The organism is Pseudomonas sp. GXZC (assembly GCF_026967615.1).
GTDB lineage: Bacteria > Pseudomonadota > Gammaproteobacteria > Pseudomonadales > Pseudomonadaceae > Aquipseudomonas > Aquipseudomonas azotoformans_A.
This window is the reverse complement of record NZ_CP114115.1, coordinates 630,003-649,981: the sequence shown is the minus strand read 5'-3', so window position 1 is coordinate 649,981 and position 19,979 is coordinate 630,003. Positions and strand designations below refer to the sequence as shown.

Below are 19,979 nucleotides of genomic sequence, written 5' to 3'. Positions count from 1 at the left end.
GCCCAGCGCGGGGCAAGCCCGCTCACTACAAATCGCGTCAGCCTTTGAGCAAGCGCTCCAGCCCGACCTTCAAGGGAGTGGGCTCGGGGAGTGTGAAGCTCGCCAACAACCGCTGATTGTTCGCCCGCGAGTGGCGAATATCCCCAGAACGCGCCGGACCGTAAGTCACCGCCGGCAACTTGCCGACAATCTCTTCCAACGCCTGCAACACCTGCTTGAGGGTAGTCGTGCGGTTCCAGCCCACATTAATGGCGCCCAGCGGTGCGGTCGGCGCTTCAATCGCCTGAACCAATACGTCCACCAGGTCTTCCACGTACATGAAGTCACGGGTTTGCTCGCCATCGCCGAACACGGCAATCGGCACCCCCTGCTGCACGCGCTCGCTGAAGATGCTGATCACGCCGGAATACGGCGATGACGGATCCTGGCGAGGCCCGAAGATATTGAAAAAGCGGAAAATCACCGGCTCCAGCGCGTGCTGACGACGGTAGAAGTCAAAGTAGAACTCACTGGCCAGCTTGTCGGACGCATAGGGCGTCAGTGGCGCCTTGGTGGTGTCTTCGTCAATCGAAGCGCCTTCGCCATTGTTGCCATACACCGCCGCGCTGGAGGCATATACCACCCGCTTCACGCCGGCCTTGCGCATGGCTTCGCAGACATTCAAGGTGCCGACGAAATTGCTCTGGTGCGTGCTGACCGGATCATCCACCGAGGCCTGCACCGAGGCCACAGCCGCCAGGTGCACCACCGCTGTTGCGCCGACGGCGGCGCGGGCTACCAGATCGGCATCCGCCACATCACCTTCGAGCAATTGGACGCGTGGATTGTCCAGCGGCAAATTGCTGCGCTTGCCGGTGGACAGGTTATCCAGCACTCGCACGCCGTAGCCTTTGGCAAGCAGCGCATCGACCAGGTGCGAACCAATAAAGCCGGCGCCGCCGGTGATCAAAACCCACTTATCAGCGTTACTCATTGTTGCGGATCTTCTCGACAATGGCGGTGGTCGAGCTGTTCTCGACCAGGCCCAGTACTTTGACCTTGCCACCGTAGGCGCTGACGATATCCGCCCCTACCACTTGGTCGACGGAGTAGTCACCACCTTTGACCAGCACGTCCGGCTTGACCTGGGCCAGCAGGTTTTCCGGGGTCGCTTCAGGGAAGCTGATCACCCAGTCCACCGCGCCCAGACCTGCAAGCACCGCCATGCGACGGTCGACACTGTTGATCGGACGGCCAGGGCCTTTGAGGCGGCTGACCGACGCGTCATCGTTGACCGCGACGATCAGGCGATCGCCTTGGGCGCGCGCCTGTTCCAGATAGGTCACGTGACCGGCGTGCAAGATATCGAAGCAGCCATTGGTGAACACAATGCTTTCGTTGTGGGCACGAGCGTCGTCAATTGCCAGCAGCAATTGTTCGATGGTCAGCACACCGCGTTCCGAGCCTTCGGAGCGCTGGATCGCACGGCGCAATTCAGGTGCGCTGATGGCAGCGGTACCCAACTTGCCCACTACGATGCCCGCCGCCAAGTTGGCCAGGGCCACGGCGTGGGGCAGTTCTTCGCCCGCCGCAATCGAGGCGGCCAGGGTGGAGATCACGGTGTCGCCAGCGCCGGTCACGTCGAACACTTCACGGGCACGTGCCGGCAGGTGCATCGCCGGGTGGCCAGGACGCAGCAAGGTCATGCCGTGCTCGCCACGGGTGACCAGCAAGGCGCCCAGGTCGAGGTCGGCCATCAGCGCAGCGCCCTTGGTGACCAGGTCGTGTTCATCGGCGCAACCGCCGACGATGGCTTCGAACTCGCTGAGATTCGGCGTGATCAGGCTGGCTCCGCGATAAATCGAGAAATCCTTGCCCTTGGGATCGGCCAGTACCGGAATGCCCTTGGCCTTGGCGGCCTGGATCAGCACCTGGTGGTTGCGCAAGGCGCCTTTGCCGTAGTCGGACAACACCAGCACCTTGATGCCTTCGAGCAACTCATCGACCTGGCCGCTGAGGGCCAGGGCATCGGTGGCGAAGGGTTCTTCAAAATCGATACGCAGCAGTTGCTGGTGACGGCTCATGACCCGCAGCTTGACGATGGTCGGCTGGTGGGCAATGCGCTGGAACAGCGCGCGCACGCCGGCACCGCGCAGGCTGTTGGCCAGGCTGTCGGCGGCTTCATCATCGCCGGTCACGCCGACCAGGGAAGCCGGCGCGCCGAGGGCGGCAATATTGAGGGCAACGTTGGCAGCGCCGCCCGGACGGTCTTCGATTTGCTCGACCTTGACTACCGGTACCGGCGCCTCAGGGGAAATCCGTGAGGTACCGCCATGCCAGTAACGGTCGAGCATGACATCGCCGACCACCAAGACAGGGGCTTGATCGAATCGCGGCATGGACAACTTCATGGAGCATCCCACATACAAAATGAACAGGGGCGCGATATTAGCACAGGGTGAGCGCCGCCTAGTTCGAGAGCTTTATGTGGGATGCATCACATGCGAAATCTGATCATTTTTTGAACAATGCCGCCAAAATGTGATCCACCGCGTCGGCCAGTTCGACTTCATCGGTATTGATTTCGCAGTCAGCCTTGATCGGTGCTTCATAGGGGCTGTCCAGCCCGGTGAAGGCTTTGATCCGCCCTTCCAGCGCCGCACGGTACAAGCCCTTGGGATCACGCCGCGCGCACACCTCGAACGGCGTACTGATGTAGACCTCGAAAAACTGCCCAGGCCCGAACAGTGCCTTGGCGGTTGCCCGATCGGCGCTGAACGGGGAAATCGCCGAAACGATCACGATCAGCCCCGCGTCCACCATCAGCCGCGCCACCTCGCCGATGCGCCGGATGTTTTCCTTGCGCGCCGCATCACTCATGCCCAGGTCATTGCACAACCCGGTGCGCAAGTTATCGCCATCGAGCACGAAGGTATGCCGCCCCTGCTCGTTGAGTTGCACTTCCAGAGCGTTGGCCAAGGTCGACTTACCGGACCCGGACAACCCCGTCAGCCACAGGCAGCAAGGCTGCTGGTGCTTGAGCGCGGCCCGTGCGGCGACCGACAACGATAAGGCAAAGGGTCGAATAGAAGCAGAACCACCGGAGAGCGACTGACTATTCATACCCCAAGACCTCGTAATCACGTTGATAGGCTCGTCGGACCAGGCGTCGCGTACGCAGCGTGCAGAAATCCCTGACCGGTTCGCTGCGCCGCCCCTGTGAAACATTCAGGTGTGGCAGGGAAGCGCTCACGCCCAGGCGCTCGCACAACTGCTGGAAGTCCTGCTCCAGTGATTCCTGGCGCCCAAGAAAGTCCATGGCCATGCGCCCCATGTGATCGACCAGGAAATCAGTCTGGGGGGCGAAATGCAGTTGGCGGCGCAGGTTGTCCGGGTGCAGCCAGTTGCCCACGAAATGATCGAAGTCGCGGTAGCTGCACACCAGTGCCTGGGCGTGCAAATCACGAGTGCCCATTTGGTTGCTGCGCAAGTAGGTGTAGGCCGAGTAGGCGCGCTCCAATGGGTCGCGCACAAAGGCAAACTTGAAACTGCGTTCGCAGTGTTCGGGGAATTGCTGCTGGTACCAGTAATACGGCAGGTGCCCCGGCCAGCGCTCGTCGAGCAACGCCGAGCAGACGCTGCTGCCGGCGCATTTAGGCACATGGATAAATACGCAGTTATGACGTTCGAACGCCGGCGCAAGTGTGGTCACCCCAGACAGGGACTTGTTCACCGCCTGACGGTCCACCACCGATAAACGCCCCAGCAGAAACACCCGTTGGGGTTTGGGAAGCAATTTCCAGAACAGACGTTGCAACATTCCGTTACCCACGCAAGAAGGTTAGCCCTCTCGTTCGTCAATCGAATCGAGAAGGCCAACATAACAAACGATAGGCAGCGAATTATTTGGCTTTGGTCAAGCCTGTAAGGGGCTTGATACAAACCCGGGGCGCATTGCGCGCCCCGGCACATCAGGTGATGTTGGCCGTTACCGGCTCATCCAGGCCCATGGCGTGCAGGCGCGAGTAATAGCCGCCCATGGCCAGCAGTTCCACGTGTGTACCACGCTCGACAATTTCACCGTGGTCCATCACCAGAATCATGTCGGCTTTCTCGATGGTGGACAGTCGGTGTGCGATCACCAGGGTGGTACGGCCCTTCATGACCTTGTCCAGCGCGGCCTGGATATGCCGCTCCGACTCGGTATCCAGCGCCGAAGTCGCCTCATCCAGGATCAGCAGCGGGGCATTTTTCAGCAGTGCCCGGGCGATAGCCAAGCGCTGGCGCTGACCGCCGGAAAGCAGCACGCCGTTTTCGCCGACTTCGGTGTCCAGGCCTTTTGGCAGCTCGGCGATGAAGTCCATGGCATAGGCATCGGTGGCAGCTTTTTCGATGTCTTCACGCGGTGCATCCGCCAGATCGCCATAGGCGATGTTGTTGGCCACCGTGTCGTTGAACAACGTGACGTGCTGGGTCACCTGGGCCACATGCCGGCGCAGGTTGCGCAGGCGGTAGTCTTCGATTTCCACCTCGTCCAGCAGGATTTCGCCGGTTTCGTGGTGGTAGAAGCGCGGGATCAGGCTGGCCAGCGTGGACTTGCCACTGCCCGAGCGCCCGACCAGGGCGATCATCTGCCCAGGCTCTGCGGTGAAGCTGATGTTCTTCAGCACTTCACGCTCGGCACCTGGGTAGGTGAAGCTCAGGTTGCGCACGTCCAGGCGACCGCTGACGCGGTCACGCTCCACGGTGCCGCTGTCGACTTCCGGCTCTTCATCCAGCTGTTCGAAGATGCTTTCGGCACCGGCGACGCCTTTCTGGATGGTCGAGCTGACTTCCGACAGTTGGCGGATCGGCTTGGGCAACAGGCCCGCTGCGGTGATGTAGGCCACCAGGTCACCCGCCGTGGCATCGCCGCGCAGCAGCAGCACCAGGAACATCAGTGCCGCCATGGCGGTGTAGATCACCAGTTGCAACATCGGCGTATAGACCGCGCCGGTCTTGTTCATGCGCAGTTGCTTGTCGGTGTTGCCTTGGCTGGCCGCGGCAAAACGGCGTTCTTCGTAGCTTTCGCCACCGAAGCTGCGCACCACGCGGTAACCCTGGATAGTCTCCGAGGCCACGTGGGTGACGTCGCCCATCGCCACCTGGATCTTCTTGCTCTGCTTGCGGAATTTCTTGCTGGTGCTGCCCACCATGATTGCGATCAACGGCAGGATCGCCAGCATGACCAAGGTCAGCTTCCAGTTCATCCACAGCAGGTAGCCGAACAGGAACACCACCGTCAGACCCTCACGGATCACCACCTTGATCGCATCCGTGGCGGCGCCGGTGACCATGGTCACGTTGAAGGTGATGCGCGAAATCAGGTGGCCGGAGTTGTGCGTGTCGAAATAACGGTTGGGCAATACCAGCAGTTTGTTGAACAACTGGACCCGCAGGTCATGCACCAGGCCCAGGGAAACCTTGGCCAAGTAGTAGTTGCCCAGGAACGAGCCGAGGCCTTGCCACGCGGCGATCAGGATGATCAGCAGCGGCACGGCCATCAGCAGCTTCAGGTCCTTGAACAACGGGATCTTGGGCAGGAACACCACGTCGGGATTGCTCAAGCCATCCACGAAGTACTTGAGGATCCCGGCCAGCATCGGCTGGGTGGAAGCAAAGATCACGAAGCCCACGATACTCAGCATGAACATGCCGATGTACGGTTTCACATAGCCCAGCAGCCTGAAATAGATTTTCAGGCTGGATTCCTGGTCCGCTTTGGGCGGTGCGTCACTCATGTGTCGAGCTCACTGATTGGGTAGGACGCGAACTTTATCACATGCATCGGGGTTGGCCCGAGCCCAGACCAAGACAGTCGCCAGCGCAATCGGCAGCCATGAGATAAACCACTCGGCCCGCGGAGTGCCCGTGAGGCTGGCGGCATCGAACTGCATGGCCAGGAACGAAAACACCCACATCCCGATGACACCCTTGCCGTAGAGCGTGTCGCGGGCTTTCCAGGCTTGCCAAAGCACGCCGAACCACAGGCCGCACCACAGCAGCAGGCCGGGCAGACCGAGTTCGATAGCAACGTGGGAGAACAGGTTGTGGGCGTGATCGAAATACACGCCCTCAGCCAGGACTTTATAGTCACCGCCCAACCCCAGACCGGTCCACGGGCGCTCGGCAATCATCTGCATGGCAGACATGAAGATCTGTGGACGATAAGAAACGCCGCGAGCAAGCATCAACGATTGCATGGCAAAGAACACCGCCAGCGCCGCGATGACGGCGCCAATGGCGATCACTGCCGTACGACGATCACGACACCAGGCCGGCATCGCCACGACGGTCAGCAGCAAGGCCAGTGCAGCCCCCCGGCTCTGGCTCAGCACGACGAAGAGCCCAAGCAACGCGATGGACACAACCCACACCACCTGCATCCAGCGGCCGCGTGGCAGCCAATGCAGCAGCCAGACGGCAGCAAGACCAATCACATAAGCCCCCAGAATCGGGTGGGACAACTGACCTATGCCCTCGAGGCGCGCAAACCAGGCGTTGTGTTCAACGCCGTAGAACTTGATGATCGCAACCAATGACGACAAGGCCAATCCAAAACCGCCCCACTGCATCACACGGATGATCCGCTCGGTCTGCCCACAGGCAAACACCGGGAAAAACAGCAGGAACACACCGATATACAGCAGGCGCTTGGCCTCGCGTGATGGGTCTTCGGCATTGGTCCACAACAGGCTGATGGCACCCCAGACGGCCAACGCCGCCACCATCAGGCACATCCAACGCTGCTGGCGCCAGACTTCCTTCAAACGCTCACGGGCCGACCAGGCAAACACCATGGCGGGCAACCAGAGAAACAGGGTCAGGCCTTGTTGATAAATCTTGTTGGTCGGCGCAAAGGCAATCGCCAGCAAAAACCACAGTAACCCGAAAATCATCCATACCTGCGCCCAACGACTTGCTTGCATCACCCGCTCCTGAATACGTCCACCCCGCCAACGCGGCATGGTTAAAACCCAAAACTTTCGGCATTATTACCGATCACTGTGCCCGCGACTCCTACAAGGCTTTCCGACGATGCAATGTTCAAGGCTTCCCCAAGCCGATTTAAACGCAATGATTGAAGGTGCCCGCATCCTCGAAAAGGACAGCTACGGCCCCAAGGTCTACCTGCTGGCTGACGGGAATATCCTCAAACTGTTTCGCCGCAAGCGCCTGTTTTCGTCGGCGCTGTTTCGCCCCTACTCCAAGCGTTTCATCGACAACGTGGCGCAGTTGCAACAACGTGGCATCCCCACGCTGACCGTGCTTGCGTTCTTTCAACTGGCGGCGCCTGGCATGACCGCCGTGCTGTATCGCCCGCTGCCGGGTGAAACGTTGCGCCAGATTTCCAACAAGGAAGGCTTTGACTGGCAAGCGAACCTCGACCCGCTGGTGGCACTTATCCGCCGATTGCATGGTGCGGGAATCTACTTCCGCTCCCTGCATTTGGGCAATATCGTTGTTACACCTGATAACGAAATGGGTTTGATCGATGTGGCGGACATGCGCTTTTTACGCGCGCCGCTGAACGCGGAGCTCGCGCGGCGCAACTTGCAGCATTTCGCACGCTATATTGCGCGTGAGAAGCTGAACGAACGCTTTCCAATGCAAGCACTGGAGCAAGCGCTCTTAGCGGCATGAAAACAGGCGCTGGGAGGTTTCACTGAAGTCCTTCCAGGCTTGCTCAGGCGCCAATGCCTGGGACTGAGCGTCGAGCACGTCCTGGGCCGAAGTGGCGAAGGCGCGCTCCATCAAGCGGCCCCACGCCTGTGCATTATCCGAAGGGGCGTACCAGCCGGCGTCCGCCAGTTGCTCGCGGAACACGGCCAATTCGCTGGTTAATACGGGCACGCCGGCCATCACGGCCTCTTGCAGGATCAACCCCAAGCCCTCTTGCGTCGACGGAATCGCCACCCAGTCAAAGGCCCGGTACAGCGTCGCCGCGTCCGGCAAATGACCCGGCAGCGAAACCTTGCCCTGCAAGCCGAGCCGCTCGATACGCGCCTCCAGAGTATTCCTCGCCGCCCCCTCGCCGATTATCACCAGCCGCGCATCCGGCTGATGCACCGACACGCCGGCAAAAGCCTCCAGCAGACAACTGAGCCCTTTGCCGTCGACCAATCGACCCACCGCACCCAGCACGGGCGAGCCGTCCAATGGAAGACCAAGACGAGTGCGCGCCTGCTCCCGAGAAAGCGCGGCGTTGCGGAAGGCCACCGGGTCGAACGCGCTGCGCAGCACGGTTACCGGCCGTTGCAGGAAACGCTCGATGGAGTGAGCCAGGGTTTGCGAGACGGCCGCCAGGGTCAGTTGTTGGGCGGGGAACTGCTCAAACAGCTTCTGGTCCGCCCGGCGCATGCGCGTGACACCATGAAAGACCACGACGGCGCGCACGTGCGGCAAGTGCTTGAGCACCGGCAGCATCACCCTCGCCACGCCCACGCCGTCCAGCAACACAACCTGCAGATCGTCAGGCAGCGCCTTCTGGAAACGCGCGCGCATCCAGGGCATCAGTAGCTTCCAGAGGTGACGGCCTTTAAGTCGGGCAGAGGATAAATTCCACTCCAGTGCCGACTCACCCTCCTGCGAACGACCTTGGAGCAACCAAGTCGTGATCGGCGCACGGCATACAGCGTGGGAAAGTATCTGTTGATGAACCTTCTGCACCGAAGCGAATGCAGAACCACCGGCCCACATGATGTTGAGGATACTCATCGAAAAAATGACCTTTTGCGGCAGTGTGGTGGCTTGTCGCCTGTACTTACCTGTACTTAATGGATCAACCAGCCAATACCGACACCCAGTACCAGCATAGCTGCCAGCTTGATCCGCTCGCGCCGCTTGCGCCGCGCTTTGGTCAAGCGCTCTTCTGCCGTCGCCACATGCAAACCGAAACCGGTATGCAGAACCGCATCGCCTTCCAGAGTCACGGCCGCCAGGTTCAGCTGCGCGTAACGCTTCGATAGTCCCTTCTCACCCTCGAACCCTGCATAGGGCGCGCACAGGCGATATTCCTTGATACGTCGCAAGCCAGGGTTCAACGAAAACCCCTGCCACTCAGGCTTGTCAGACAACAGGGGATAACACGGTACCCCGCCCACCACTTCACGTGGCCCCAGGTGAATATAGGGGCTGTGCACCTGCAAGTCGTAGACGTAGTTACGCAACCACACCTGCAAAACATCCGGTCGATGCTCCAGTACCGTCTTGGAGTCCTCGACAAAGCCAGGTCGATAAAACGCCCAGTCATCCTCGCAATGGAATATGTAGGGGGTCTTGACCGACTCGTAGGCCAAGTCGATGGAAGCCAACTGCCCAAGCTTCGGGCGGTTGATCAAGAAGGTGCAATGGCCGTGCCAGTGCTGTGGAACCGCTTGGCGCACGGCGTCATCACCGGAGTCTTCGGTAATGAAGACTTCGCGGATCGCCGCCGTATTGAACTGATCGAAGCTCTCGAGCGTGCGCTTCAACAAATCGAAGCGACCGCAACTGGTCACTACGAGCGTTATGTCGCTTTGATCGGAGAATTGCATTCAAGCCTCGATAATATCACATAGCCATCATTTGCGGCCATCTGGCCGATATCAAACGCCCAGTTTCAGGCGCAACCTTTCCAGCAGACTCAATGGAGCACGGGGCCGCAGCGGCGGCTCGAGGGCTTCGACAATCCGCTGGCCGATCCGGGCAAAGCTGAACTGGCTGACGGCCAGGTCCTGGCCCTTGCGCGCAATATCGGCCGCCAACTGCGGATTGGACCGTAACACGGCCAGCTTTTCCTGCAACTGGGGGATGTCCTTGTAGAACACCACATTGACCATCTCTTCGAATCCCAGGGCCGCGTTTTCCTCGGCGCCCTGATCGAACGCCAGCAGCACGCATCCACAGGCCATGGCTTCGAAGTTCTTGATCATGTACTCGCCCATGCCCACATCGGCGCTGACGAAAAAGCGGATCCGGTTGAGCGTGGCGCAATATTCTTCACCGGATTTGGTGCGCGTGACCACCAACGGCTCAACCTGTGCCAGCTCATCGAGCAGCGCCTTGCGACCACTGTAGGCGACGCTGTTGGTACTGCCGACAAACGCCAGTTCGATATCCCGCTCACGCTGCTGCGGCTGCAACAGCGCCTGATCATAGCCCTTGGGCACGAACACCGCGTCAAAGCCCTCGGCGCGCAGCCGTTCGGTCACCATGTAGCCGGAGCTGATCACTCGCGCCCAAGGCAATCGGCGGTAATGGGCGCTGAATTTACCGGTGTATTTGCAAGGAATGTAGTTCTGGTAGGCGTCGTGTTCGAGGATCACCAGGTTCGGGATCGTACGGATAAACCCGGCCTGGCGGATTTCCTGCTTGAAGCGCAGGAAGAACACAATGCGGTCGTAGCGGGTCACGTCGACCTCACGCCGGAAGTAACCGCGCAGGTTGCGCTGCTCATCGCTGCTCAACCAACGGATATCGCATTCGCAGTGCTCGGCCACGCCTTCGTACAAGCGATCGAGGATGGCGCGCTGCTCTTTCTGCACCAAAAACAAGACTTTCATGACTTATCCTTTCCCAAACGCCAGAACAGCTCATGCCGTCGTACGGCCTTGCGGAAAAATTCGTTCTCACCATACGGCGACGGTGCACGGCCCGCCAACACTCGCTGCAGCCAACGCCGTACGCGACGCTTGAAGGGCGGTGACGGTTGCAAGTCATGCATCATGCCCAGCGCCATGGCCTTGTCACGCTGCTGTGTCAGCGTCAGAGGCAGGCTGCAGGGCAGCAGCTCTTCGGTCGCGTCGAACAGCGGCGGCAACGCAATGCCGGTGCCCGCGTCGCCCATGGGCCAGCGGTCGTTGTCGTGCAAGTGGTTGGCGTAGCCGAGTACTGTCGTCGGCTGCCACTCAAGACCTTGCAAGGCCTCCAGAACCGCGTGCTGTGCACAGATGTGGTCTGGATGCGGGTCCAATACCGGATGCGGCAGCACAATCACGTCTGGACGCGCCATCAACAATACTTGGCGCAGGTCGGCCAACAGGTTGTTCCAGGTCGGCAAGCCATCGCTGTCCGCTGGCAATGCAAACGGATTGAATTGGCGGAACGGCCGAACGTCTGTCATCTCGGCTTCACGGGAAGCAAACGGCAGATCCGGAGCGGCTTGCATCGCCTGCAATTGCAGGCAGAAGTAACCCAGTTGCACGCAATGGGCTTGTGGCACGCCGGCCCACAGAGGCACCGCGATACTGTCCCAGGCGCGCAGGCGACCCTTGATGCGCGCGGCTTCGACCGCGTCCAGGCCCATCTGCTGGTAATGCTCGGCTTCGATTTCACCTGCGGTCAGGGTGACGATCCAAGGCTTTTGAGCCTGGCTGTACAGACCAAAAGCCGCCAATTCGGCATCGTCGGCATGGGGCGCGATCACCATCACGCGCTGCGTGCGGTAATCCGGGTGGTTCCAAGCCCACAGGCGTGGCGTGCCGATCACTCGGCAATGCCGACCGCGCAACGGCAACTCGTTCAGCGCCAAGCCGCTGAGGTTCAGGTAACGCACGCCGTTGACGCCGCGCTCAAAGGTTTGCCGGTCGCCCGCCAGTTCAATGCTCGGGTCAAGGAAGCGTCCCAGCCACGTGCTTTTGATCTTGATCGCCAGCACCCGCGTTGCGTCCGCGTCCACCGGCTGGTCCAGTAGCAAGCGCCCATGTTCCAGGCGCACGCCCGGCACCTCGGCGTCCGCTGCAAAACGGTATTGGTAATCCTCGTTGGGCGCATAGAACAGATGGTCGGCAAACCAGGCCTCATGGGCGATCCAGGCCAGCACGGCCAACAGCAATGGCAACCACCAGGCCACCAGGATGCCGATCACCACCAGCAGCAATACGCCAACCATCAGCGCCGTGCGCTTGTTGCGCCGATGGCGCTTGAGCAGTTGCTGCTTACGGGTCATACGCTGAATACCTGCACGGGGTTGCACCAACGGTCCTTGTACTCGCGATCGGCCCGGCCAAAGGAGAAGCGCAACGGCTTGCCAACTTCGCGCGCCTGCTCCCAGGCGCTCTGGGTATTAAGAAAGCTCAACACGCTACCGGGGCTGAAGGCGCGGGTTTCAGGATCGACCCCGCCGTTGACGTACTCGACACTGATCCACTCCGGCGATTCGACCCGATACACCAACTGAATCGCGATAGGCGCGTCATTCAGGAAAATCACCGAGCCGATCAACCACTCGCGCATCAGCTCGATCACTTCAGCCAAGCGCTCGGCGCCCGTGGCTGTGAAGCCCCAGCGGCGCAGGAACAGGTCACAATAGATGGCCGCCAGCTCCGCGCTGGAAAACTCGCTGACCGGCCGTACCACGCCGCCCGCCTCTTCCAGCAAACGCAGTTCGCGGCGCTGGTTGTAGCGAAACTTCTTCGACAGTTCTTCCGGGGTGCGCGCCATAGCCAACTGTTCGGCCTGGGGCTTGAGGCCGCTGAAGCGGCCTTCGTTCAGGGTCGACAGGTAGCGTGCACGCTGGCGCAAAGGCGCCTGCGCATCGGCGGCGGCCGGCAAGATAACCTCAGCATTGCCCAGGTCAAACAGGCCTTTCTTGCCACTGCGCTTGAGCACGTCCTTGGATAACGCCAGGTCGCGCCCCCAAGTGGCAATGCACGCCTTGAGTTCACCCGCCTGCTCCCAGGCCAGGTATCGCACGGGAATCTGCGCCAGCCCAGCCAAGCGCTCGATCACTTGCGGATGGGTGGCGACGCTACCGCCAAAACGCTGCCAGGCCTCGTGGTAGGCCGGTGCATCGACGACGCACCAGCCGCGCTCGCGCCAGCCTTGGAATCGATTGAGCATCAAGCCCTCGCGGTCAGTTCAATGACATGGGGCAATTGCCAGAAAGTGTCGCGCACCGCCTGATCCGAGAATCGTGCGTGCAGGCGCTCCTGCATCAGCTCTGCGCACTGGTGTTGCTGGTGTGGGTCCATCGCGGCCAGATGGCCCAGCCCTTGGGCCAGGTGCTCGGCGTCACCGAACGGAAACAGGATGCCCACACCTTCGACCACTTCCCGTGCACCACCACACGCGGTGGCCAACAGTGGTACACCAGCAGCCATAGCTTCCAGCAGCACCATGCCGAAGGGTTCGTGATCGGAACTCAGCGCAAACACATCAAACGCGCGGAAATAGCGGCGCGCCTCCGGCACCTGGCCGAGGAACAACACGTTGTCGGCAACCCCCAACTCGCGGGCCAGCTCCTTCAGGTCCTGTTCCAGGCGCCCGGTGCCGAGGATCGCCAGGCGGCTTTCAACCGGCAGCTGCGGCAGGGCCAAGGCAAAGCCCTTGAGCAGGGTGGCCTGGTCCTTGTCCGGGTGCAGGCGGCCGACGTTGCCGACCACCCATTCATCCGGCGACAACCCCAGGGCATCCCGTGCGTCATCCCTGGAAACCTGCTGGGCTTGCAGGGCTTGCACATCGATGCGGTTGTACAAGGTCTGGATACGCGCCGCCGGCCAATTCGGCAGGCAGCGGCGGATGTCATCGCGCACGGCGTCGGAAACCCCCAGCAGGCTCAGGCGCTTGCGCAAGATCGACGCGAACAGGCGGCGGCCACGGCGCTGATAATCACCGAAGGCATGGTGCACACCGATCACCTGCAACCGCGTGGCGAGCAACGCCACGTAGATCGGCTTGGCGCGGTGCGCGATGCAGAAACTGAAATTGCGCGAGGCGGCAATCTTGCGCATCTCGGCGATGGCGCCCAGCTTGAGGCCACGAATGGCCTTCGAGCTGAACTCCATGAACAACACCTCATCACTGGCGCAACCCGCCGCCACCTCAGGGTCGGCAACCCCGGTGAGAAACACCGTGGTCACCTTGTAGCCGGAGCCTGCGAACAGGCTGGCGTATTGCCGCGCGCAGTCCAGGAACGGCCCGTCATAGCCGTGGCAGAACTGCAGGACGTGGCGTTCAGCCGACCGTGTCATAAGGGTCCACGCCGTCTTTGACGACCAGGATGTCTTCCATGATCAGGTATTGCAGGTCAGAGCCGAAGAACATGTCCAGCGCGTCTTTGGGCGAGCAGATCATCGCTTCGCCACGACGGTTGAGCGAAGTGTTCAGGGACACGCCGTTGCCGGTCAGGACTTCCAGCTCTTTCATCATGTCGTAGTAGCGCGGGTTGTATTCGCGCTTGAGCACCTGGGCGCGGGAGGTGCCATCTTCATGGACCACTTCCGGCACGCGGGTCTTCCACTCTTCAGCCACTTCAAAGGTGAAGGTCATGAACGGCGCCGGGTGGTCGACCTTGATCATCTGCGGAGCCACGGTGTCGAGCATCGACGGGCAGAAAGGCCTCCAGCGCTCACGGAACTTGATCTGGTGGTTGATACGGTCAGCCACGCCGGTGGCGCTTGGGCAACCGATGATCGAACGACCGCCGAGGGCACGCGGGCCAAACTCCATGCGGCCCTGGAACCAGGCCACCGGGTTGCCGTCGACCATGATCTTGGCGATGCGCTGGGGCATGTTGTCGATCTTGCGCCATACGGGCTTGCTCTCGTGCTTGGCGCACGCCGCAATCACCTCTTCGTTGCTGTAGGACGGGCCGAGGTAGACGTGTTCCATCTTCTCCACCGGCACACCACGGGCGTGGGACACATAAGCCGCCGCACCGACCGCCGTACCGGCATCGCCGGACGCCGGCTGTACGAACAGCTCCTTGACGTCGTCACGGGCAATGATCTTCTGGTTCAGCTTCACGTTCAACGCGCAGCCGCCGGCGAAGGCCAGCTTGCCGGTGTCTTTCAGGATGTCGCCCAGGTAGTGGTCGATCATCTGCAGGGCCAGCTTCTCGAACAGCGCTTGCATGCTGGCGGCGTAGTGGATGTACGGCTCGTCGGCGATATCGCCTTCGCGCTTCGGACCCAGCCACTCGATCAGCTTTGGCGAGAAGTAGAACCCTTTGCCTTTCTCTTTATAGCGGCGCAGGCCGATGACGTTGGCATAGTCGGTGTTGATCACCAGCTCGCCGTTTTCAAAGGAGGCCAGGCGCGAGAAGTCGTATTTGCTGGCATCGCCGTACGGCGCCATGCCCATGACCTTGAACTCGCCGTCGAGCATCTCGAAACCGAGGAACTCGGTAATTGCGCCGTACAGGCCGCCGAGGGAATCAGGGTCGTAGAATTCCTTAATCTTGTGGATCTTGCCGTTCTCGCCGTAGCCGAAGAACGTGGTGGCGTACTCACCTTTACCGTCGATGCCGAGGATCGCAGTTTTCTCCTGGAAGCCGGAGCAGTGGTAGGCGCTGGACGCGTGGGCCAGGTGGTGTTCAACCGGTTCGATCTTGATTTTCTTCGGATCGAAGCCCAGTTGCTCCAGGCACCAGACGATCTTGTTGCGATAGCGCTTGTAGCGACGGTTGCCCATCAGGATCGCGTCGAGGGCGCGGTCCGGGGCGTACCAGTAACGCTTGGCGTAGTGCCAGCGCGCCTCACCGAACAGGCTGATCGGGGCGAACGGAATCGCCACCACGTCAACGTCGGAAGGCTTGATGCCGGCCTGTTCCAGGCAGAACTTCGCCGACTCGTAGGGCATGCGGTTCTTTGCATGTTTGTCGCGTACGAAGCGCTCTTCTTCGGCGGCCGCGATCAGCTTGCCGTCGATGTACAAGGCTGCGGAAGGATCATGGCTAAGGGCGCCGGACAGGCCAAGAATCGTCAATGCCACAGGGGTCTAGCCTCTTTTAGTCTGCATGCAGGCGGGTTACGCCGCGAAAAAGTGTGCTTCCCGCCTGGGCAGGAAACAGCTAAAGGGCGGGATTATAGCTTAAAAGCAGGGGGGAGCTGTTAGCGGCAAGTGGCAAGAGGGATCAGCGGAAGATCTCGATGCTGCCGTCTTTGCTCTGGCGGTAAAGGGTGTAAGGCAGCACCAGCGTATCGACCACGCCGGAGGCAATGAAATCCACGGCAACGAAGGGCAGCGTGGCACCGCCATGGTCAGTCAGGCTGTTGCTTGTCAGGCTTTTGGCGGGGGCCGGCTCGCCGTTGAGCGTGCAGAAGTTGTAGATCACCCCGCTGTAGATACGAGGCACGCTCTCGCAGTGGCTGCGCGAATCCTTGAGGTTCTGGCTGGCAACCGCGTCCGGACGCATGACCGTGGTGACGGTTCCGCAACCGGTGAGCAGACAGCACAGCACAAGCCACACGACTTTCGACCCAATCCTCATGACCCCCTCCTTTTGACCCATCGGCTATTGTCGTTACCAAGGCCTGCCACGCTAACATCGCAAAGGCTGATGTCCCAGGGTGGCACCTCCGATGTGCAGCGTAAGACGATTCCTAAATGATAAATCTCGCCTGAGTCACTAAACTCGCGCCCCTTTGCGCGTTTACCTCCTATACAACGCGCCACGGATTCTGGCTGACCCATGAAAACCCTCGCCCGCTTCACCTTGTTGCTGCCCGGTTTGCTCGCCTTGAATGATGCCGCGCGGGCTGACGACGCACCGCTGATCCTGGACCCCAGCGTGGTCACCGGCTCCCGCAGCGCCAGCCCGACCTTCGACCTGCCCTACTCGGTCGACGGCATCAGCCGTGAGCAGATCAGCGACGGCCAACTGGGCATCAATGCCTCCGAGGTCCTGTCTCGCGTGCCCGGCCTGGTGGTGCAGAACCGCCAGAACTACGCCCAGGACCTGCAGATTTCTTCCCGCGGCTTCGGCGCCCGCTCGGCCTTCGGCGTACGCGGTATCAAGTTGATCGCCGACGGTATCCCTGCCAGCACACCAGACGGCCAGGGCCAGGCCGCCACGTTCAACCTCGACACCGCCGAGCGCATCGAAGTCCTGCGCGGACCGGCGGCCACCCTGTATGGCAGCAACGCCGGCGGCGTGATCCAGATGTTTTCCCGCGACGGCGAAGGCCCGCCACGCATCGGCGCCGAGACCCTGGTGGGCAGCGACGGTTTGAACAAGAACCACCTGACCGCCGAGGGCGCGACAAATGGCGCAGGTTTTGTGCTCGACGCCTCACGCATGGACACCAACGGTTACCGCGACCACAGCAGCGCACGTCGCGACCAGACCTTCGCCAAGCTCAACTTCCAGCCGGATGACGACAGCAAACTCGCGCTGATCTACAGCAGCCTGGAACAGAACGGCACGCAGGATCCGCTGGGCCAGACCTGGGCGGCGTACAAGGCCGATCCGCGCTCGGTCAGTGCCAATGCGCTGACCTACAACACGCGCAAAAGTATCGATCATCAGCAATTGGGCCTGAATTACGAGCGCTACTTCGGCGATGCGACGTTGCAGGTGAATGCGTATACGGGGCGGCGGAGTGTGATTCAGTACCTGTCGATCCCTGACAAGTTCCCCAGTGGCGTGACCAACCCCGCCAATGCACGCGGCGGCGTGGTGGCGTTCGACCGCAAGTTCTACGGCGGTTCCGTCCACTGGTTGCAACCCATCACCAGCGCCCCGGGCGACCTGACCCTGATCGCCGGGCTCGACTACGACCGCAGCCAGGATGATCGCCAAGGCTATTCCAACACCGTCAATGGCGTTCACGGCGTGAAAGGCGCCCTTGGCCGCGACGAAATCGACACCGCCACCAGCCTTGACCCATTCGTGCAAGCCAACTGGTTACTGGGTGACTGGACGCTGCAAGCAGGGCTACGCCACAGCACCATGGAAATGAAGATCGACGACCACTTCCTTAGCGACGGCAACGACAGCGGCAGCAAGACTTACCAGAAGAACACACCGTCAGTCAGCGTCATGTACGCGTTCACGCCTGACTTGCACGGCTACGTCAGCGCAGGCAAAGGCTTTGAAACCCCGACGCAAGCTGAATCGGCTTATTCCAGCAGCTCAAACGGTTTCAATTTTGCGCTCAAGCCTTCGGTCAGTACGCAATATGAGGTTGGCCTGAAAGCACGCGTCGGCCAGGACACGCGCATCAACGCCGCCGTCTTCCAGATCACGACCGAAGACGAATTGGTGGTGCAGCAATCCAGCGGCGGGCGTACGACTTATCAAAACGCCGGCCGCACCCTGCGCCGCGGCTTCGAACTGGGCATCGAAAGCCAGCTCAGCGAACACTGGAGCACCAACCTCGCCTACACCCGCCTGCAAGCCACCTATGACAGTGACTTCGTCAGCGGCGGCAGCACGACCGTCGACAAGGGCAACTACCTGCCCGGCGTACCGCAAACCACGCTGTTCGCCGAGCTGAACTGGAAACCCCGGGACTGGGTCAGCACCGCCATCGAAGGCCTGTACCGCAGCAAGGTCTATGTCGAGGACACCAACAGCCAACACGCCGCACCGGCCTACAGCGTGTTCAACTGGCGCGCGCGCTTCGAGCAGAAAGTCGAGCACTGGACCTTCCACCAGACCCTGCGCCTGGATAACCTGCTCGACCGCCAGTACGTCGGCTCGGTGATCGTCGGCGATGGCAACAACCGCTATTACGAAGCCGCGCCGGGGCGCTCCTGGTATGCGGGTGCAGGGGCGGAGTATCAATTCTGATCAGCGCGCCCCGCACAAAACGCGATGCGGCGGGTCGAAAGGCCCTGATCACCTCTCATCCCTGCAAGGAACGCTCATGAAACACATCGCGGTTATCGTCGCCCTAGGCCTGCTCAGTGGTTGCGGCGCGCAAGGGCTGAAGAGCGGCGACAAGGCCGACGCCCCGTATAAAGACATGCTCAAGAAGCCGCTATTGGCCGATTCGATCATGCGCGATGGCGACGACCTCAGTTACCAGGTTCATGTCACCCTGACCAACAACACCTCTGTGCCGGATATCGCGCAGATCCAGGCATCCTGCACCACCCCGAGCGGGAGCCTGCTGTATCTGGAAGCCCCCGGCACCCCAGGGCGCGATGGCCAGCCTACTCGCATCACGGTCATGCGTGACCTGGTGCCCGCAGTGATTGGCGAACTGCAACAGAACACCAGCTTTACCGACGCTTGCGCCCGCACGCAGCGCCCGGATTGGCGCCTGGTCAGCACGACAGAGACTCAACGCCAGTTGCTCATCGACCGCGCCAGCCTCAAGACCGTGGGCGAGAAAGTGGAGCTCTGGGGCGCCTACGATGAGCCGCTCATCCTGATCAACAAACTCAAGAAAATGCCCTACGCCCAGACGCGTATCCATTTAGAGGTCAACTGCAATCGCCAGACCTATCGCACCCTGGCGGCCTTCAGCCTCACCCAAAACAACAAGGTCACCTTCGGCAACGTCGTCGCCGTCCCCATTGACCAGCCCTTCAGCAGCGCCGAGGCGGACAGCCAGTCCCTGCTCAAAGCTGCATGTTCGTCAACCGTTGCGCAGTTGCCGGTCGCCGTTGCACGCGACAAGGTCCAGGAAACCCTGACACCACCGCCCGTTCCCGCAACGGTAACGGCGGCCATCTCTGCCCTGGGCATGCCCGCTACCCCTCAGTCACTCCATCACCTTGTGGAGAAGCGCGACCTGGGCTCCTCCAGCCTGCAAACCGACGTATTCATTGAGCCCGGCGCTGCAGAAAACCAACTTAAAGCCCGCCGCGTGACTAAGTTCTCGACCGCCCACATCACGACGTTCCGTGGATTGTTCAGCCTGACATTCCAAGGCGGATTTGAATTGCGCGGGTTGAACGTCTCGGCCGCAAGCCACCTTGAACAACTCAGTTTCACCGGCGACTGGAAACACATGCCGGTCGGCGCAACGCTGGGCTTCAAGGTAAAAGAGCGCAATCGCAACACCGCCGAAGAGGACCGCCTGCTCTCCCGTGATTCGACCTGCGTCGTCGCACGCGAACTGCCGGCCAGCAAAGTCAATTCGGCACTGAGCGGCAACGCGAAAGAGCTCAATTGCACGGCTACTGGCGATAACTACCAGGCGACTGGCACGGTCATGTACCTGCAGGACTACGGGTATTTCTTCGCCAGCCAGGACTTTATCCAGGGCAAATACAAAACCCGTACCACGCTGGTCAACGCGCAATAG

17 protein-coding genes are annotated in these 19,979 nt (G+C 61.0%); 3 read left to right on the top strand and 14 right to left on the bottom strand.

Translation table 11 applies throughout. The features are described 5' to 3' along the window. Positions 1-37: 37 nt before the first annotated feature. The 6 genes from OZ428_RS03065 to OZ428_RS03040 all read right to left on the bottom strand — a co-directional run bounded on the left by OZ428_RS03065 (position 38) and on the right by OZ428_RS03040 (position 6,947). Positions 38-973, bottom strand: coding sequence for an NAD-dependent epimerase/dehydratase family protein (locus OZ428_RS03065; RefSeq protein WP_033897843.1), 936 nt, complete (start codon positions 971-973; stop codon positions 38-40). Further along, a complete protein-coding gene (gene hldE, locus OZ428_RS03060) occupies positions 966-2,390 on the bottom strand; it encodes a bifunctional D-glycero-beta-D-manno-heptose-7-phosphate kinase/D-glycero-beta-D-manno-heptose 1-phosphate adenylyltransferase HldE (protein ID WP_033897841.1) in 1,425 nt (474 codons plus the stop codon). The genes OZ428_RS03065 and hldE overlap by 8 nt, the downstream gene beginning before the upstream one ends. 103 nt (positions 2,391-2,493) lie before the next feature. Beyond that, complete coding sequence (gene cysC, locus OZ428_RS03055; RefSeq protein ID WP_269132670.1) at positions 2,494-3,102, bottom strand: adenylyl-sulfate kinase; 609 nt, start codon at positions 3,100-3,102, stop codon at positions 2,494-2,496. Then, positions 3,095-3,799: a sulfotransferase family 2 domain-containing protein gene (locus OZ428_RS03050; RefSeq protein ID WP_269132669.1), complete on the bottom strand. Its 705-nt coding sequence runs from the start codon at positions 3,797-3,799 to the stop codon at positions 3,095-3,097. The genes cysC and OZ428_RS03050 overlap by 8 nt, the downstream gene beginning before the upstream one ends. A gap of 151 nt (positions 3,800-3,950) precedes the next feature. Continuing rightward, entirely contained in the window at positions 3,951-5,759 is a 1,809-nt protein-coding gene (msbA, locus tag OZ428_RS03045) for a lipid A export permease/ATP-binding protein MsbA (RefSeq protein WP_269132668.1), read from the bottom strand. A gap of 9 nt (positions 5,760-5,768) precedes the next feature. After that, complete coding sequence (locus tag OZ428_RS03040; RefSeq protein ID WP_269132667.1) at positions 5,769-6,947, bottom strand: O-antigen ligase family protein; 1,179 nt, start codon at positions 6,945-6,947, stop codon at positions 5,769-5,771. A gap of 148 nt (positions 6,948-7,095) precedes the next feature. On the opposite strand from OZ428_RS03040, the gene OZ428_RS03035 reads away from it, so the two are divergent. Then, positions 7,096-7,662 carry a toluene tolerance protein gene (locus tag OZ428_RS03035; protein ID WP_269134153.1) on the top strand — a complete coding sequence of 189 codons (567 nt, stop codon included), beginning with the start codon at positions 7,096-7,098 and terminating at the stop codon, positions 7,660-7,662. Here the strand turns inward: OZ428_RS03035 and OZ428_RS03030 are convergent. The 8 genes from OZ428_RS03030 to OZ428_RS02995 all read right to left on the bottom strand — a co-directional run bounded on the left by OZ428_RS03030 (position 7,651) and on the right by OZ428_RS02995 (position 16,210). After that, complete coding sequence (locus tag OZ428_RS03030) at positions 7,651-8,736, bottom strand: glycosyltransferase (RefSeq protein WP_269132666.1); 1,086 nt, start codon at positions 8,734-8,736, stop codon at positions 7,651-7,653. The two genes, OZ428_RS03035 and OZ428_RS03030, sit on opposite strands and share 12 nt — an antisense overlap. A gap of 56 nt (positions 8,737-8,792) precedes the next feature. Next, a complete protein-coding gene (locus OZ428_RS03025) occupies positions 8,793-9,554 on the bottom strand; it encodes a glycosyltransferase family 2 protein (protein ID WP_269132665.1) in 762 nt (253 codons plus the stop codon). 51 nt (positions 9,555-9,605) lie between these two features. Continuing rightward, positions 9,606-10,562 (bottom strand): glycosyltransferase family protein, encoded by a 957-nt coding sequence (locus tag OZ428_RS03020; RefSeq protein ID WP_269132664.1) that lies wholly within the window; start codon positions 10,560-10,562, stop codon positions 9,606-9,608. After that, positions 10,559-11,947: a PIG-L deacetylase family protein gene (locus OZ428_RS03015; RefSeq protein WP_269132663.1), complete on the bottom strand. Its 1,389-nt coding sequence runs from the start codon at positions 11,945-11,947 to the stop codon at positions 10,559-10,561. The genes OZ428_RS03020 and OZ428_RS03015 overlap by 4 nt, the downstream gene beginning before the upstream one ends. Further along, a complete protein-coding gene (locus OZ428_RS03010) occupies positions 11,944-12,840 on the bottom strand; it encodes an antimicrobial resistance protein Mig-14 (protein ID WP_269132662.1) in 897 nt (298 codons plus the stop codon). Before OZ428_RS03010 ends, OZ428_RS03015 begins: the two co-directional genes overlap by 4 nt. Beyond that, positions 12,840-13,970, bottom strand: coding sequence for a glycosyltransferase (locus OZ428_RS03005; RefSeq protein ID WP_269132661.1), 1,131 nt, complete (start codon positions 13,968-13,970; stop codon positions 12,840-12,842). Before OZ428_RS03005 ends, OZ428_RS03010 begins: the two co-directional genes overlap by 1 nt. Beyond that, positions 13,954-15,711 (bottom strand): carbamoyltransferase family protein, encoded by a 1,758-nt coding sequence (locus tag OZ428_RS03000; RefSeq protein ID WP_033897821.1) that lies wholly within the window; start codon positions 15,709-15,711, stop codon positions 13,954-13,956. The genes OZ428_RS03005 and OZ428_RS03000 overlap by 17 nt, the downstream gene beginning before the upstream one ends. Positions 15,712-15,853: 142 nt before the next feature. Then, positions 15,854-16,210 carry a YceK/YidQ family lipoprotein gene (locus tag OZ428_RS02995; protein WP_269132660.1) on the bottom strand — a complete coding sequence of 119 codons (357 nt, stop codon included), beginning with the start codon at positions 16,208-16,210 and terminating at the stop codon, positions 15,854-15,856. A 201-nt stretch (positions 16,211-16,411) separates the two neighbouring features. Between OZ428_RS02995 and OZ428_RS02990 the strand changes: the two genes are divergently transcribed. Together OZ428_RS02990 and OZ428_RS02985 are read left to right on the top strand one after the other, a co-directional pair. Then, positions 16,412-18,514 (top strand): TonB-dependent receptor family protein, encoded by a 2,103-nt coding sequence (locus OZ428_RS02990; RefSeq protein WP_269132659.1) that lies wholly within the window; start codon positions 16,412-16,414, stop codon positions 18,512-18,514. 76 nt (positions 18,515-18,590) lie between these two features. Beyond that, positions 18,591-19,979, top strand: coding sequence for a hypothetical protein (locus tag OZ428_RS02985; RefSeq protein WP_269132658.1), 1,389 nt, complete (start codon positions 18,591-18,593; stop codon positions 19,977-19,979).